Source organism: Shewanella sp. (assembly GCF_051658185.1).
GTDB lineage: Bacteria > Pseudomonadota > Gammaproteobacteria > Enterobacterales > Shewanellaceae > Shewanella.
Genome location: NZ_JBOFMC010000031.1, coordinates 1 through 14580, shown reverse-complemented (window position 1 = coordinate 14580; position 14580 = coordinate 1). Strand labels below are relative to the sequence as shown.

15 protein-coding genes and 1 pseudogene are annotated in these 14580 nt (G+C 47.2%); 8 read left to right on the top strand and 8 right to left on the bottom strand.

Annotated elements, in window-relative coordinates; all coding sequences use genetic code 11:
- Together ACRCZA_RS01300 and ACRCZA_RS01295 are read left to right on the top strand one after the other, a co-directional pair.
- The coding region (locus ACRCZA_RS01300) for a neutral zinc metallopeptidase (protein WP_438672682.1) at positions 1 to 335 on the top strand (335 nt) is incomplete at its 5' end.
- Positions 336 to 397: 62 nt separating this feature from the next.
- Positions 398 to 811, top strand: coding sequence for an NUDIX hydrolase (locus ACRCZA_RS01295; RefSeq protein ID WP_438672681.1), 414 nt, complete (start codon positions 398 to 400; stop codon positions 809 to 811).
- Between the two features lie 90 nt (positions 812 to 901).
- Here the strand turns inward: ACRCZA_RS01295 and ACRCZA_RS01290 are convergent, their stop codons facing one another.
- The gene (locus ACRCZA_RS01290) at positions 902 to 1036 is read right to left on the bottom strand and encodes a hypothetical protein (protein ID WP_438672680.1); all 135 of its coding nucleotides are present in this window, start codon (positions 1034 to 1036) and stop codon (positions 902 to 904) included.
- Positions 1037 to 1637: 601 nt separating this feature from the next.
- Between ACRCZA_RS01290 and ACRCZA_RS01285 the strand changes: the two genes are divergently transcribed.
- The 4 genes from ACRCZA_RS01285 to ubiA all read left to right on the top strand — a co-directional run bounded on the left by ACRCZA_RS01285 (position 1638) and on the right by ubiA (position 5944).
- Complete coding sequence (locus ACRCZA_RS01285) at positions 1638 to 2129, top strand: hypothetical protein (protein WP_438672679.1); 492 nt, start codon at positions 1638 to 1640, stop codon at positions 2127 to 2129.
- A 245-nt stretch (positions 2130 to 2374) separates the two neighbouring features.
- Positions 2375 to 2500, top strand: a complete 126-nt coding sequence (locus ACRCZA_RS01280; RefSeq protein WP_438672678.1) for a hypothetical protein — start codon at positions 2375 to 2377, stop codon at positions 2498 to 2500.
- 276 nt (positions 2501 to 2776) lie between these two features.
- Positions 2777 to 4945 carry a DNA helicase II gene (gene uvrD, locus ACRCZA_RS01275; protein ID WP_438672677.1) on the top strand — a complete coding sequence of 723 codons (2169 nt, stop codon included), beginning with the start codon at positions 2777 to 2779 and terminating at the stop codon, positions 4943 to 4945.
- 138 nt (positions 4946 to 5083) lie between these two features.
- Entirely contained in the window at positions 5084 to 5944 is an 861-nt protein-coding gene (gene ubiA, locus ACRCZA_RS01270) for a 4-hydroxybenzoate octaprenyltransferase (RefSeq protein WP_438672676.1), read from the top strand.
- Between the two features lie 122 nt (positions 5945 to 6066).
- Here ubiA and ACRCZA_RS01265 read toward each other — a convergent pair whose 3' ends face one another.
- Together ACRCZA_RS01265 and ACRCZA_RS01260 are read right to left on the bottom strand one after the other, a co-directional pair.
- Entirely contained in the window at positions 6067 to 6489 is a 423-nt protein-coding gene (locus ACRCZA_RS01265) for a DUF4156 domain-containing protein (protein WP_438672675.1), read from the bottom strand.
- Between the two features lie 40 nt (positions 6490 to 6529).
- On the bottom strand, positions 6530 to 6940 hold the full coding sequence (locus ACRCZA_RS01260; RefSeq protein ID WP_438672674.1) for a DUF2541 family protein: 411 nt from the start codon (positions 6938 to 6940) through the stop codon (positions 6530 to 6532).
- A 394-nt stretch (positions 6941 to 7334) separates the two neighbouring features.
- Between ACRCZA_RS01260 and ACRCZA_RS01255 the strand changes: the two genes are divergently transcribed.
- The gene (locus ACRCZA_RS01255; protein ID WP_438672673.1) at positions 7335 to 8408 is read left to right on the top strand and encodes an AI-2E family transporter; all 1074 of its coding nucleotides are present in this window, start codon (positions 7335 to 7337) and stop codon (positions 8406 to 8408) included.
- A gap of 8 nt (positions 8409 to 8416) precedes the next feature.
- On the opposite strand, the gene ACRCZA_RS01250 is transcribed toward ACRCZA_RS01255, so the two are convergent.
- From ACRCZA_RS01250 to nrfE, 5 genes are all read right to left on the bottom strand, one after another.
- On the bottom strand, positions 8417 to 8722 hold the full coding sequence (locus ACRCZA_RS01250) for a helix-hairpin-helix domain-containing protein (protein ID WP_438672672.1): 306 nt from the start codon (positions 8720 to 8722) through the stop codon (positions 8417 to 8419).
- Between the two features lie 54 nt (positions 8723 to 8776).
- Entirely contained in the window at positions 8777 to 9355 is a 579-nt protein-coding gene (locus tag ACRCZA_RS01245; protein WP_438672671.1) for a nucleoside triphosphate pyrophosphohydrolase family protein, read from the bottom strand.
- Between the two features lie 170 nt (positions 9356 to 9525).
- Positions 9526 to 10119, bottom strand: coding sequence for a TlpA family protein disulfide reductase (locus ACRCZA_RS01240; RefSeq protein WP_438672670.1), 594 nt, complete (start codon positions 10117 to 10119; stop codon positions 9526 to 9528).
- Between the two features lie 16 nt (positions 10120 to 10135).
- The gene (locus tag ACRCZA_RS01235; protein WP_438672669.1) at positions 10136 to 10567 is read right to left on the bottom strand and encodes a cytochrome c-type biogenesis protein; all 432 of its coding nucleotides are present in this window, start codon (positions 10565 to 10567) and stop codon (positions 10136 to 10138) included.
- Positions 10567 to 12720 carry a heme lyase NrfEFG subunit NrfE gene (nrfE, locus tag ACRCZA_RS01230; RefSeq protein ID WP_438672668.1) on the bottom strand — a complete coding sequence of 718 codons (2154 nt, stop codon included), beginning with the start codon at positions 12718 to 12720 and terminating at the stop codon, positions 10567 to 10569. The genes ACRCZA_RS01235 and nrfE overlap by 1 nt, the downstream gene beginning before the upstream one ends.
- Before the next feature lie 632 nt (positions 12721 to 13352).
- Between nrfE and sirA the strand changes: the two are divergent.
- Positions 13353 to 14580, top strand: a pseudogene (gene sirA / locus ACRCZA_RS01225) (dissimilatory sulfite reductase SirA); the annotation flags it as partial.

The window sequence follows — 14580 nt, the reverse complement described above, 5'->3', positions numbered from 1 at the left end:
TGGGCACCAGCACTAAAGTGCGTCAGGCCCAGCAAGCCGCTGGCAAGGCGCAGGCTAATCAACTGAGTGTCGCCCTTGAATTGCAAGCCGATTGTTATGCTGGCGTGTGGGGGCATTATGTCGATAGACAACTCAATTTGCTCGACCCCGGTGATGTGGAAGAGGGCATTGCCGCCGCGAGCGCCGTGGGGGATGATAGGCTGCAGCAAATGGCAGGGCGCGCGGTGCAACCTGAGGCCTTTACCCATGGTAGCTCTGCAGATAGAGTGAAATGGTTTAATATCGGTTTTACCTCCGGCAAGCCTGCCAGTTGCAATACCTTTAATGGCAAATAGTTTATGGTAAATAGTTAATGGCAAAGACAGAGCCCGTAGTAGCGTTAACTTAGGATAGATAGATGGCATTTGACGATAGGTTTCGGCTGAGTAGCCACGCGGTGATCACCAATGACTTAGGTCAAGTGCTGCTGCTCAAAGCGAATTACGGTGATGGTGCTTGGGGATTGCCCGGCGGCGCACTGGAGCCGGGCGAAACTATCCATGAGGCCTTGCTGCGGGAATGCCAAGAGGAGCTTGGTCTTGCCGTCGCGATTGAGTACCTCAGCGGCGTGTATTATCACAGTGCTTATCAGTCGCAAGCCTTTATCTTTCGCTGCGAGTTAGTGCGCCCCGCGCCTGATACGGCGATTTGTTTAAGCCATGAACACTCCGCGTTTGCCTTCCATGATATCGACACGCTCAGCGCGGTTCAGCAGCAAAGAGTCAAAGATTGTCTTCATTTCAACGGCGTTGTGATGAGTGCCAAGTTTTAAGGCTTTGTCAGCAAGTTCGAGTTGTTACTTGGTTTGATTGCTTTTAAAAGCAAAGTCAAAGTCGCGGGGCTTCATCCCCCTGTTTTTTAATCAAGAGTCGACCAAAAGGGGATCAACAGCAATTCCCTCTTGGATCTCCCTTGCCGCCCCTAACGGAGTTGAAAACCCCTCCTGTTCGGCGATCCCTGCCTCTCGCTCATAAGCGCGAAAATCACCGATTTTCATTCGCCCCTGTACCTGCGAAAGCGAGCTCGCCATCCATGGCGAGACTCACGCAATTTGTCTACTCGCCCTGCGGCAACTCCGAGGGGATGGCGTATATCTTTGATTATTGCGTTGTCTGTGGGTCACTTTACGCATTAAAGCGTTGTGGATGTCCTGTTTCACCTTTCACCCTCCGAAAATCTGACAGTGGGTGCTTGTTAAATTTAGTTAAGTATTTGTTGCGAGCGCAATGCTTTTTGTTTACCTTGTGTCGGTGGGTGAAAATTAAACAACCTGATGATTTGGCCAATTTTAAGCAGATACATTCTTATATAACGAAAGCTTATGTTATAAGTATCTGAATCTAAAAATAGGTGAAATCTTTGAATGCAGAAATTAAAAAGATGTTCATTCGTAATAACCATAAAGTAAATATGTATTTAAATTAATAAATAATATTGGCCTTGGGTAATATCATTTTAGTAGTAAAAATTTAAACGTGTTAGGCAGGGTTTATTATAATTATCACACATTGAAAGTATTACCAAATTTGATTGGCAATAAAAATAAAGAAGTGATTGAAATTGAAAATTTAATAATTTGTTGATTAGGGATGCATTCGATGTTAAATGGAGTTTTACTTGTAATTTTAATCATTGTATCATCAAGGTTGGTGCTTGGTAGCTATTTCAAAACTTGTAACAATATCCAGTTAGCTCTCAAAAAAAGCAATGACCCAAACAACTATTTTAAAACACTGAGTAAATTTGATATTTTACTAGTGTTTTTTCTAAAGCCACTCTTTATCATTTTAATGATGGTAATTTGTATGCCAGTTTTAAATGGTTTTGAAATTCCTGAGCTAAAATACATTGTTAATTTTAAAATGGCTGAAATTGATTTTGTGTCATTAGTTTTGTCGATAATCTTAGCTGTTAAAGTCTTTATGTTGGTAAAAAATGTTTATATGTCTTACGTTCTTTCTGTTATTAGCATAATCTGGGCCTATTATACATTTTACACTATTCAAAATAATTACCTTGTAATATTTGCAGTTGTTATGATATCTGAATCGGCAATTTCATTTTTTATGGTAAAAGATGATGAAAAATAAAATATTTTTCTTATTGCTCATTTTTTCTGGTCCTGTTTGGTTCGCTATCCTTTTTGAGTTTTTTATATTTATTGAATTACTAGGTATGTCATTGTTAATAAAGACGGCTTTTTGGTATTATATTGATTATTTTAAAAATATATTTAATATCACTTGGCGAAAATTATTTAGTACAACAGAGAAATAGATTACTGAGTCACCCATTGTTAAATTTACAGAGTGCCTGCTCGTCAGAAGGCTTCCAGATGACTGTAGGGGTTGGCAGATTAAGCACTGTTATGGAAGTGACCGTCCGTGACAGGGATGTCACGGTCGAGCACACAGGGATGTGCTTGCTGCGTGTCACTGAAATGACAGTGCTTAATCGTTGAAACAGAATGATGAACCCCCTTTCTATGAGTAATTAATACCGCAGTGTCTTTGTTTAATTCCAACCCAAAACAAATAAAAGCTGGATTCCCGCTCACAAGCATTGCGGGAATGACGGTGCTTAATCAATGTAGCCATTACTACACAAGAGCAAACCAAGGTGCGGCAACATATCACTCTCATTATGGCTCTCGTCTTATGCCGCTTGTCTTATGGATCAGGCGCGCAGGCGGGTGTTCTTCTGCTATACTGCTGCCTCGATTTTTTTGGAGGCGAGAATGGACGTATCTTCTTTACTTGACGGCCTAAATGACAAGCAACGCGAGGCTGTCGCGGCACCGCAATCTAGCATGTTAGTGCTTGCGGGCGCGGGCAGTGGTAAAACGCGGGTATTAACCCACCGTATTGCGTGGTTAATGCAGGTTGAACAGCAGAGTCCATACTCAATTTTAGCGGTCACTTTTACCAATAAAGCGGCGGCGGAGATGCGCGAGCGCGTTGAGAAAGTGGCTGGCGCGAACATGGGGCGGATGTGGATTGGCACCTTCCACGGCTTGGCCCACCGGTTATTGCGCACTCACTTCCAAGATGCAGGCCTACCGCAAAGCTTTCAAATCCTCGATTCGGACGATCAGCTGCGTTTGCTTAAACGCATCCTTAAAAGCCTTAATTTAGATGAAAAACAATATCCTCCGCGTCAGGCGCAGGCGTATATCAATGGTAAAAAAGACCAAGGATTACGGCCTAAGCATATCGATGCAGGCGGCTTTCCGATTGAGCAAAATCTGTTAAAAATCTATCAGGTGTATCAAGAGTCCTGCGATCGGGCAGGTTTAGTCGACTTTGCCGAAATCCTGCTGCGCGCCCACGAATTGTGGCTGAATAAGCCGCATTTGCTGGCGCATTATCAAGAACGCTTTAAGCATATTCTGGTGGACGAGTTCCAAGATACTAACGCCATTCAATATGCGTGGATTAGAGTGCTTGCGGGCCAGAGCGCCAATGTGATGATCGTGGGTGACGACGACCAATCCATTTACGGTTGGCGCGGCGCTCAGGTCGAAAACCTGCAACGTTTTTTACAGGATTTCCCGACGGCCACCACCATTCGCCTAGAGCAAAATTATCGCTCCAAGGGCAATATTCTTAAGGCATCTAACGCCTTAATCGCCAATAACCCCGAACGTATGGGTAAAGAATTGTGGACCGATGAGGCCGACGGCGAGCCGATCTCCCTTTACTGCGCCTTTAACGAAATGGATGAGGCGCGCTTTATTGTCGGCCGGATTAACGATTGGCATGAGAAGGGCGGCAATTTGTGCGATTGCGCGATTTTATACCGCTCTAACGCGCAGTCGCGGGTGCTTGAAGAGGCGTTGTTGCATAAGGGCTTACCTTATCGCATCTACGGCGGTCTGCGCTTTTTTGAGCGCCAAGAGATTAAAGATGCCATGGGGTATCTGCGGCTTATCAGCAATAAAAATGATGATGCCGCCTTTGAGCGGGTGGTCAACACGCCGCCCCGGGGCATTGGCGATCGCACCTTAGATATTTTACGCACCACGGCGCGCCAGCAGGAATTAACCTTGTGGCAGGCGTGTTTACGCTTGTTAGATGAAAAAGTGCTGGCGGGCCGCGCGGCTAATGCGGTGCAAGGATTTATGGATTTAATCGTCACCCTGCAGGAAGACACGCAGGATATGGCGTTGTATCGCATGGCCGATACCGTCATCCAAGCCTCGGGTCTTAAAGTGATGTATGAGGCCGAAAAAGGCGAAAAGGCGCAGGCGCGGATTGAAAACTTAGAAGAACTCGTTACCGCGGCGCGGACTTTCGAACTGCCCGAGGAGCTTGAGGATATGGGCGAGCTTAACGCCTTTTTATCCCACGCGGCGCTGGAGGCGGGCGAAGGCCAAGCCGACGCCTTTACCGATGCAGTGCAGCTGATGACCCTGCATTCTGCCAAGGGGCTGGAATTTACCGTGGTGTTTATGGCCGGGGTAGAAGAGGGGATTTTCCCGAGCAAAATGGCGCTAGAAGAGGGGGATAGGCTCGATGAAGAGCGCCGTCTGTGTTACGTGGGCATGACCCGCGCCATGGAAAAACTCTATCTTACCTATGCCGAATCGCGGCGGATTTATGGGCGCGAAGATTATGCGCGTCCCTCGCGCTTTATTAAGGAGATCCCGCCGCAATATGTGGATGAAATCCGCCTAAAGGCGCAAGTGTCGAGCCCCATGGCCAATTCGCGTTTTGCGCAATCAAAGCCTGCCGCCGCCAATGATACCGGTTTTCACGTCGGGCAACGGGTGAATCATCCCAAATTTGGTGAGGGCAAAGTCACTAACTTTGAAGGCAGTGGCGCTCAGGCGAGAGTGCAGGTGAATTTTAATGATTTTGGGAGTAAGTGGCTGGTGGTCGCCTATGCCCGTCTCGAGGCGCTTTGATAACCTCTTGGCGTAATTGTTATTTTAACTTGGCGAGTTTTACAGGATTGAAACTCGCATCGAGGAGAGCTTGGGTATATGATGCCAATACTAGGCAAAAGAAAGACCTAAAAAGAAAAAATTGGGAGTACCTAGTTTATGAATTTTAAGCAGAAGTGGGATGTGTATTCCCGCCTCACTCGACTCGATCGTCCCATCGGTACCTTATTACTCCTGTGGCCATGTTTAATGGCGCTGATGTTAGCGGCGGGCGGGATGCCTGATCTCAAGGTGCTGATTATCTTTGTTATCGGCGTGGTGGTGATGCGTGCTTGCGGCTGCATTATTAACGACTATGCCGATCGTAATCTGGATGCCCATGTTGAGCGCACTCAGTCCCGTCCTCTCGCCAGTGGCGAAATTAGCACCAAAGAAGCCTTGCTGCTGTTTGTTATCTTAGCCTTAGTGGCCTTTAGTTTAGTCTTATTGCTCAATGAATTAGTGGTTAAGTTGTCGGTAGTGGGCATCATCCTCACTATCATTTATCCCTTTACCAAACGCATTACCAACATGCCGCAAATGTTTTTAGGGGTGGTGTGGAGTTGGTCGATTCCGATGGCCTATGCCGCGCAAACGGGCGAAGTGCCGATGGCGGCGTGGTGGTTATTTGCCGCCAATTGGTGTTGGACTGTCGCCTATGACACTATGTATGCCATGGTGGATAGGGATGATGATCTTAAGGTGGGGATTAAATCCACTGCAATTTTGTTTGGCGAATATGATCGCCAAATCATCGGCTTATTCCAAATTGCGGCATTATTGTGTTTTATTGCCGCCGGCTGGAGCGCCGATCGTGGCCTATTGTATGGCTTAGGGATTTTGACCTTTGTCGGCTTTAGCACCTATCAACAAATGCTGATCTTTGGCCGTGAACGCGCCCCGTGTTTTAAGGCATTTTTAAATAACAATTGGGCAGGACTGGCGCTGTTTATTGGCCTTGGTGCCGATTATCTGGTGTGATTGCGCCAATAAAAAGCCCGCACAGTGGCGGGCTTTAGCTTAAGCGACTGAAGTGTTTAGCAGCTTAAGTGTTTAGCAGCTTAAGTGTTTTAGCGGCTTAAGTAGAATGACTGAGCAGGCAATTATTGCGCTGGCGCTTCGCTGACGTCACTGGACTTAGCTGCTGCTTCTGGCTCAGCAGGGGCTACCACTTGGTTGTCCATCGGCGTCATCTGTGAGCAGTCGTAGGCATTACCCATCATGGTGACAGAGCTTAAAAAGCCAAAGTTTTCATATAGATAAACTGTGTCGGCATTCAATTTATGTGCTTTGATGCGCAATTCATTCAATGTTCCCCACACCATATCTTGGTCACTGTGGAGCCAGTAATCATAAAAATGCCCTTCTGAGCCAAAAATGGTGCCTTTATGGACACAAGTATTGATGGCTGCAGGGTTATTCCAAATGACTTTTACATGGCGAGATTCAGCCGTGGGAAAGGTGATACAGCCGCTTAACCCTAAAGTCATTAAAGTGATCAGCGTGAATAAACGTAAGTTTTTCAATTTAAGCTCCTGATGGATATCAAATTTTTAAAGTAATAGCTTATTTACGGCCAATCACTTTTATGCCCGCTTTGCTGCGGTCGGAATTGCCATAGACTTCAATTTTCTTCACACAGCGACGGGCACCTAATGACTTCCATCTGCTGTTTTTATCTTTGGCGATATCAGCGTCGAAGTTTACCGTACGAGTTTTATCATCACCATAGGTGACGACCACGCGATCGATATACACATCACGCTCGGCTTTGATGCTAATTTCTTTGGCTTGTCTGCAAATCACTAACGGGATGGTGGCTGCTTGTTCGCCGATCCCCAGGAGGATGGTGCGCCCGAGTGTGATTTCTTCGTCATCATCCTTTTTGGCATGTGCGACGGTGGTGCTAACCATCAGAATGGCAGCGATGAACAGTTGTGCCATTTTTACTGGTGAAAATAGGTTTGATGTGGACATTTTTTACCCCCCAAAAAAAGAGGCGCATCATAGTCGTTTCATGTGACTTTACCTAGTTGCTCAGCCTGTTTGTGCGGGCTATGTCACGGGATATTTTTGCGGATTTTAACAATAGGTTATGATTGCGAAACTTGTGTTAGTTAGCGCGTTTTTTAAACAAAAGCGTTTACATTTTGATTGCATTCAGGCTCGCAGTTTTTAAAGCTGCATGGTTAGCGCCGAATCGTTGCCGATGGTTAATCGTGTCAGAACGATGCGGTATTGCACAAATGTGTTCTAAATAGATGATTTATTGGCTTATCTAAGTTAGTCTGCACTGCGATGATTGGATACCTTTAGTTTGTTAGGCCTTACACTCTTATTTATCACCTGACAGTTGAGGAGCAGTTTGACGATGGCACCGATTTTCACTAATGCTGCGGTTGGCCGTACCCTGTTGATTTTATTACTGTGTGCTGGCGTATTCTTTTTTATCGACTTTCTCGTGCCCGCCTTAGCCGCCTTGATTGTGTGCTTTTCGAGTTGGCCACTCTATCGCCGCTTGTTGGCCAAATGCGGTGGCCACTCGCCTCTGGCGGCGAGTATCGCGCTGCTCTTTATCGTACTGGGGTTAATCACTCCGCTAGTACTTGTTTTTTCCTATGCTTTTCAAGAAATTAAAATTTGGGTTGATTGGTTAGTGTATGCTAACCAATATGGCGCGGCGGTGCCCCAATGGATCAAGGATCTGCCTTTAATCGGTGAATGGTTAACCCTGCAATGGCAGCAATTTATCGGCGAGCCCCATGAGCTTGGTAAAATTGTCAGTGCGATCAGCGGCCAAAATTTGAGTGGGATTTCGCGCTGGGTGTTGCAGCTGGGCTGGAATACCTTGGGACTATTATTAACCTTACTCTTTATGCTGATCACCTTATTTTTCTTATACAAAGATGGTGAGCAGGTCGCTAAGCAGGTCGATATTGTGGGGGAGCGGATTTTACCGGCCCGTTGGCATACTTTTTCGCGCGTGGTGCCTGCAACGGTCAGCTCCACAGTGATAGGGATGACGCTTATCGCCATCGGTGAGGGCATAGTGCTTGGGACGGCGTATTGGATAGCTGGCGTACCCTCTGCCGTTGCTTTTGGGGTCTTAACCGCATTCATGGCATTGATCCCCGGCGGCGCGCCAACGATGTTTACCCTGATTTCCCTTTATCTGGTGGGCACCGGTGATATGACGGCGGGCATTGGATTATTCCTCTGGGGCAGCATTGAACTGTTTATTGTGGATAAAACCCTTCGGCCCAATCTGGTCGGCGGACCGATTAAATTGCCGTTTTTACCCACTTTTTTTGGGTTAATTGGCGGGGTGAAAACCATGGGGTTTGTCGGATTGTTTGTCGGCCCGGTGTTAATGGCCCTGTTGGTGGCGATTTGGCGCGAATGGCTGAGGGAAGAGCCTAATGAAGCCGATGAGCTTGAGCCTTAGGCTGATTTTTAGTCTTGCGATTGAGCCAGCGTTGTTAGTGTGTGCTTGCGCTCACTGGTATAGTGCCACCAAGGCCGCGCCTCATCCCCTGCCATAAAGCGAGTGATGGAGATAAACACATCGAGCATGCAAGGGTCGTGTGTTATTCCCGTCAACTGGTTAAGCGTGTTGTACATTTCGTAGGGATTTCTGCCCAGCAGTTGCTCCGGGTCGGTTATCCCCAGCAGGCGTAAATCGGCGGCGCAGGCTTTACCTATATTGGGAAGGTCGGTCAGTTGTCGCACCTCTGCGCGCATCACCTTTGCTGGATGCATATTGATATCCTCCCCTGTCGTTTCACTACGAGTGCCAGCACGAGCTTGAGATCGTTACCTATTCAGTCGCTGCGCCAAGTCGGCGGGGCGATAATATACGGATTTTAGCACTTTGCCTTGGCGCACCACTTTGCCTTCCATTTCAACATCTTTAGCGCATTTCGCTATGATGAAATCGCCCTTCTTGCTGCCTACAATGTCCACACCTTGCGTGGCATAAAAGGCGATGGTGTCCGCCAGCTCTTGCTCGTTATGGCACACTTTACTCATATTACTGGCATGGACTTCGTCCCAACAACTCATAAAGTCGATGCGACTTTGGTGAGCGATGCAGAGCAGTAAATCGATAAGATAGCTGATTTCTAGCCGGTCGGTTACCTGCCCGGCGCCTAAATGGACTAATCGTCCCATTAACACATACACCGAATCGATAATGGCATCCGCTCGTTCAACTAGGTTAGTCGCCTCGGCAAGTTCAGTGAGCTCTTCGATGATCAGCGAGGTATGTAAGGTATCGGCTTTATCATCTAAGGAGTCAATATCATTGACCGGCAGATCAAAGGTGTAGCGAAACTCGCTAATATCGCGGTATAGCTGCTGATAAAGGGGTTGGGTTAAACGGGTCAGTTGCATGGGATGTGCCTTGAGGTGCTGTTGGCAAGCAATGGTAAATAATTACTCTGCAGCATATCAAGCCAGCAAGGAAAGTCACTGCCAAAAAAATACCCGCTGCCAAATCGGGTGCAGCGGGTTTCGGTAAACTTGAGGTAAACCGCAGGGAGATTATTGTGTGACTTGAAAAGCTACGGGGTGACTTGGCCGTATTTGGCGATCAGTTGATCTAAGTAGAGGGCAACATCTTTATCCCCCCAATCGAGATAACCGCGAATAAAGCCGACTAAATTCCCCTTAGCATCAAAGAAATAACTTGCCGGCACCACAGTCGTTGGCAGGATGCGCTCAACATTTTTGTGAGGGTCAAGCCAAGTGCTGTAATTATTGAAGCCGTGTTTGTTGAGAAATGGGCGCACATCCTGAGTTTCTTCATCGATGGAAATGGGCACTATGCTGAGGTTTTTGCCTTGGTATTGCTGCTGTAACTTTTGCAGCTCGGGAATTTCCCTAAGGCAGGGGGCGCACCAGGTTGCCCACAGATTGACGAGGGTAAGCTTGCCTTGGTGTTGGGTTAAGGTTTGGCTTTGGCCTGCTTCATCCATAAAGGGAACTTCGGGGATGCCGCGGGCATATTGCATTTCGACAAAACCGGTAAGCTCTCGGGGTTTTTTAATGGGTTCGCCAGTACTGTAGAGCTTGTTGTTGAGGGCGTGGCCGTGGCTGCTTTGGGTAAAGAAACACAGGCAGCTACATAACAGCAAAGGGAGATATGATACTTTCATCACTAATCCTACATGTTTAAGAAGTTGATTTGGGTTTGCGTGAGATCAGCGCTAAACACAGTCCCACGCCAAGCACTAATAACAGCACTGGCCCCAGCCACAGGGCGAGGGTTGCTGCCTTAAATTCGGGCTGGTAACGGATTTTTTCACCGTAGCGTTCCACCATAAAATCGAGGATGTCATTTCGACTATAGCCTTGATCTAACATGGTAAAAATCTGAGCCTTGAGTTCATGGGCGATGGGTGCTTGGGACTCAAATAGGCTTTGATTTGTGGCCATCGGGCAGCGTAGCACTTTGCTTATCTCAATCGCCTGTTGCTGGTGGGAAAGGGCTGCTTGTGGTTGCTCTGCTGCCGTCGCGATAAAGGCGGTGCCAGCACAGCAGATGGATACCGACAGAATCCACACGAACAGGCTCAAATAGGGGGAGCGAAATAAAGGATACATTAGGCAAGCCTCTCCGTAGGTTGAGTCTGTGATGGCCGCATGGATGGCGCTTGAGTTTGTGCGTGATGAGTTTGCGCGCACGGACGCCGTGCGGGCCAGGCGGCAATTGCACCGCCAAGCATCATCAATAGGGCACCGAGCCAAATCCAACTCGCCAGCGGTTTGTAGGTAATGCGGATCAGGTATTCGCTGTCGCTTAACGGCACTCCCATGGAGACATAAATATCCCGCCATAGGCCATGATCGATGCCCGCATGGGACATTTCCATCGCGTTGCTTTTAAAGGTTTGTCGCTGAGGTTTGACATAACCTAGGATGATTTCATCATTCGCGCCATCGCGGATACTGATATTGGCCTGAATAGCGGTAAAGCTGTTGCTGTCGACATTTTCGGTGGTTTCATACACAAAAATATAACCCGCTAGCGGTTTACCTTGGCCCGGCCCCATCCTTAGCAGCGCTTCTTGTTCAAAAAACGATACGGCACTGGCGCCGATAATGCTGATAGCAACCCCAAGGTGCGCGAGCATCATGCCGATCAAGCGTTGCTTTGAGGTGTGCTGTTTGCTGCACGAGGTTACCTGTGGTTGCATTAAGGCTTGCGGTTGGGTTGCGGCCTGTGGCTGGGGTGAGCCTTGTGTTACTGTGTGAGTTAGCGTTTGGGTTGCACTGGCGCGTTTACCCACGCGAAGGCCAACAAACAGTGTTAGTAGCAGGCACACGATAACCCATAATGCCGCTGCGGTGCCGAGCAGTAAGAATAAGTTGCTGCCGGACGCCGCCTGCAGGCTTACCCAAAAGGCGATGGCTAATACGCCAAGGCCGAGCAGTAACAGCGGAACGGCTTGCGCCTTGGAGGCTTTTTGCCATTGCACTAGAGGGGCGATTCCCATCAATAGCGCAATTAAGAAGGTCAGCGGCACAAAAATGGCGTTGAAATAGGGCGCGCCTACCGAGAGGGTGCCCAGATTGAGCAATTCATAAATCAGTGGATAAAAGGTGCCAAGCAATACTGAAAATGCCGCCACCACTAAAATCACTATGCCCAGCAGTAACAAGGTTTCTTTGCTGTAGAGGCTAAAATGGAGGTCGCGCTTAAATAAGTTGGCCTTGAGGGCAAAGATCAGCAGCGCCGCACCGACAAACAGCACCAGCAAACAGAGAATCGACATCCCGCGGGTGGGGTCCGCTGCAAAGGCGTGCACCGATTGCACTATGCCTGAGCGCACTAAAAAACTGCCCAATAAGCTTAAAGAAAACGCTAGTAAACAGAGCAATAGGGTGGTGATGTTAAACCCTTGCGTGCGCTTGGTCAGGACGATGGAGTGCACCAACGCGGTCGCCACAAGCCAAGGAATAAAGGAGGCGTTTTCGACCGGGTCCCAAAACCACCAACCGCCCCAGCCCAACTCGTTATAGGCCCACCACGAGCCAAAGGCGTTACCACCGGTCAGGAAAATCCACGCGAGTAATACCCAAGGTTGCAAATACTGCACCTGACGACGATTAAAATCCCCTCCCAGTAAGGAGGCTAAGGCGGCGGCAAAGCAAACCGTGAGCCCGACATAGCCCAAGAATAATAGCGGAGGGTGCAGGATGAGGCCGATGTCCTGCAAAATTGGGTTAAGGTCCCGCCCTTCAATAGGGATATTAGGGAGCAACCGGGCAAAAGGATTGGAGGTAAACAGCAAAAACAGGTTAAAGCCCAATATCACTAAAGATAAAATGGCCAGTACCCGTGCAAAATACAGGGTATCTTGGTATTGCTGGCTGTCTTTATCCTTGCTGCAATCCGTTAAGTGGATGCGGTAGCTAATGAATGCGCCCCACAATGCAATCGCAAATACCCAAAATAACATTGACCCTTCATGACTGCCCCACACCGCGGCAAATTTAAAGCCGAGGGCCAATTGGGTATTAGAATGGTTGGCCACATAGGCGACGGAGAAGTCATCAGTAATAAAACAATAAACTAAACAAGCGAGCGACGTTAATACGGCAAAAAATACCATACGAAATAATATAGGGCTTAAGCCAATCAAATAAGCCTGATTGCGTATTATCCCCACCATAGGTAGAGTCGCAGAAAATAGTGCAAACACCGTACTGATAATGAGCAGTATATGACCTATTTCTGGAAGCATTGTCGTCATTGATTAGTCCTTCGAATAATACTCACCGCATGAGCATTAATGATGAAAATAAGCATTAGCGCTGAATATTAATCTAGCGCGAGGTATTTTCATGGATGAATGTTGTCACCATGGTTCTCACCCTAAGGTGAGGCGCATCATTAGATTAACTCGGTTAGCAAGATGAGTTGGCTAAGTGAGCTAATTAACCTATTTTCGCGCCGAGGTCATTAACCCAAACTCAGTATGGGTAGCGAATGTGCCACTGACCTTAACGAGTGCCAACCTATAGCTGATGCTGAGGGTAGTCGAGTTGCCCAGCGAATAATGTGATCTGTTTCGTTATTAACGCGTGGAGTTGTGCAGGTGTGCATTTTTGAAAGCTAAAAGCCATTTTTAGAACTATTTAGATCTAAAATGGCGCATTTAACATCTAAAATAGCGTGTCATCACCTTTGTTAAGTGATTGTATTTAATGCTTTAAGTAGCTTTTTAGTCCTGTTGATATCTGAATCAAAATTTAATGTGCACTAGCTCTAATTTTTCGTGGTTTGTCTGTTCCATTATGGCGCCACTGGTCAATTGTTTGTGTCGTTCAGTGAACAGTTAGGTTCAGTGGAAAATATAAAACTAATGATAATTAGGAGTGAGTGATGAAGCGATGGAAATCCAAAGTAGCCTTAAGTGTGCTGCTTGGTTTAGGTTCTGCCGTAAGCGCTAGTGTAATTGCTGCCGATGCTAAATCGGATGGTAAAGTAGTACCAGGATATGGGAATAAGCAACAATCTTCTTATACCCAAGGTATTTTAGCCAACCCAGATACCACATTAGAAACCCGTGGCGTGATGACGCTGCAGGATTATATTGTTGCGGAACAAGAATTGTTTGATTTTCTTTTTGAAAATCACCCAGTTTTTAAATATGACGCAGCAGGTCGTTTAAAAGGGACTTATAAAGTCAGTGACCGTGGTGAAGAATATTTAAAAGAAGGTACCAGTACTGCTTATAGTAAGTACAACAAAGAAGTTAACCCTAACGACGGTACTGCGGTCACTTACAGCAAATATACCGACGGTACTCGCCCAATGGCGCTGCAATATCGTTTAGGTGAAAAATCCATTCTGGATTTCCCTAACAAGTTTGTTGGCCCAGAAAAGTGTGGTGAGTGTCACGCGCCTGAGTACGAGAAATGGAAACGTTCACGTCACTCTAAGACAATCCGCTTCCCAGGTGAGCACCCAGAAGTCGATAACGATCTGAAGAAAACCATGTATGGCACTAAGGATACTTCTATCCTGCCATCAGGTATCACGCCAGATGCGATTTACGCCACTGTCGGTACGCCACGGACTAAATACGGTTTTATCGATGCCTACCTGGTTCGTGGTACTTACCACGTTAAAGACGGTCTATTAAAAGACGGTACAGGGACTATGGTCGCTGGTGGTAACCAATTCTCCCGTGGTTGGGCTGAGTGGTTAACCCCTGAAATGGCTCAAAAAATCAATAAAGTGATTCCTTCTTTCCCAACGAAGATGGAAGACTTTGGTTTGAGTGGTTCACACCAATGGGGTATGAGCTCTTACGGTGCGAAATACGAGAAAGAATTCCTGTTCCAACCAGCGAGTTCTTATTGCGAAATGTGTCACACCTTTAAGTTTGACTTCCAAACTAAAGATGAATTCTTTGCTGCCTTAGGTAACCCGAAAGAGCTGCAAAAGCACACGATTTCTAAAGGTATTACCTGTGAAGAGTGTCACGGCGCAGGCGGTCACTTAGATGGCGGTATCGGTGGTGGCATGCCTTCGAACTGTTCTCGTTGTCACCAACGTTTCAACTTCGCTGAAGAATTGGCCGAAACGCCACAAGCGAAAGAGAAGC

Coding starts and splice junctions, on each gene's coding strand:
- ACRCZA_RS01245 (WP_438672671.1), bottom strand. CDS start 9,355: ATGCAACTGACCCGTTTAACCCAACCCCTTTATCAGCAGCTATACCGC.
- ubiA (WP_438672676.1), top strand. CDS start 5,084: ATGAATTTTAAGCAGAAGTGGGATGTGTATTCCCGCCTCACTCGACTC.
- ACRCZA_RS01295 (WP_438672681.1), top strand. CDS start 398: ATGGCATTTGACGATAGGTTTCGGCTGAGTAGCCACGCGGTGATCACC.
- ACRCZA_RS01260 (WP_438672674.1), bottom strand. CDS start 6,940: ATGTCCACATCAAACCTATTTTCACCAGTAAAAATGGCACAACTGTTC.
- ACRCZA_RS01255 (WP_438672673.1), top strand. CDS start 7,335: ATGGCACCGATTTTCACTAATGCTGCGGTTGGCCGTACCCTGTTGATT.
- ACRCZA_RS01280 (WP_438672678.1), top strand. CDS start 2,375: ATGACTGTAGGGGTTGGCAGATTAAGCACTGTTATGGAAGTGACCGTC.
- ACRCZA_RS01240 (WP_438672670.1), bottom strand. CDS start 10,119: ATGAAAGTATCATATCTCCCTTTGCTGTTATGTAGCTGCCTGTGTTTC.
- ACRCZA_RS01235 (WP_438672669.1), bottom strand. CDS start 10,567: ATGTATCCTTTATTTCGCTCCCCCTATTTGAGCCTGTTCGTGTGGATT.
- nrfE (WP_438672668.1), bottom strand. CDS start 12,720: ATGACGACAATGCTTCCAGAAATAGGTCATATACTGCTCATTATCAGT.
- ACRCZA_RS01285 (WP_438672679.1), top strand. CDS start 1,638: ATGTTAAATGGAGTTTTACTTGTAATTTTAATCATTGTATCATCAAGG.
- uvrD (WP_438672677.1), top strand. CDS start 2,777: ATGGACGTATCTTCTTTACTTGACGGCCTAAATGACAAGCAACGCGAG.
- ACRCZA_RS01290 (WP_438672680.1), bottom strand. CDS start 1,036: ATGAAAATCGGTGATTTTCGCGCTTATGAGCGAGAGGCAGGGATCGCC.
- ACRCZA_RS01250 (WP_438672672.1), bottom strand. CDS start 8,722: ATGCATCCAGCAAAGGTGATGCGCGCAGAGGTGCGACAACTGACCGAC.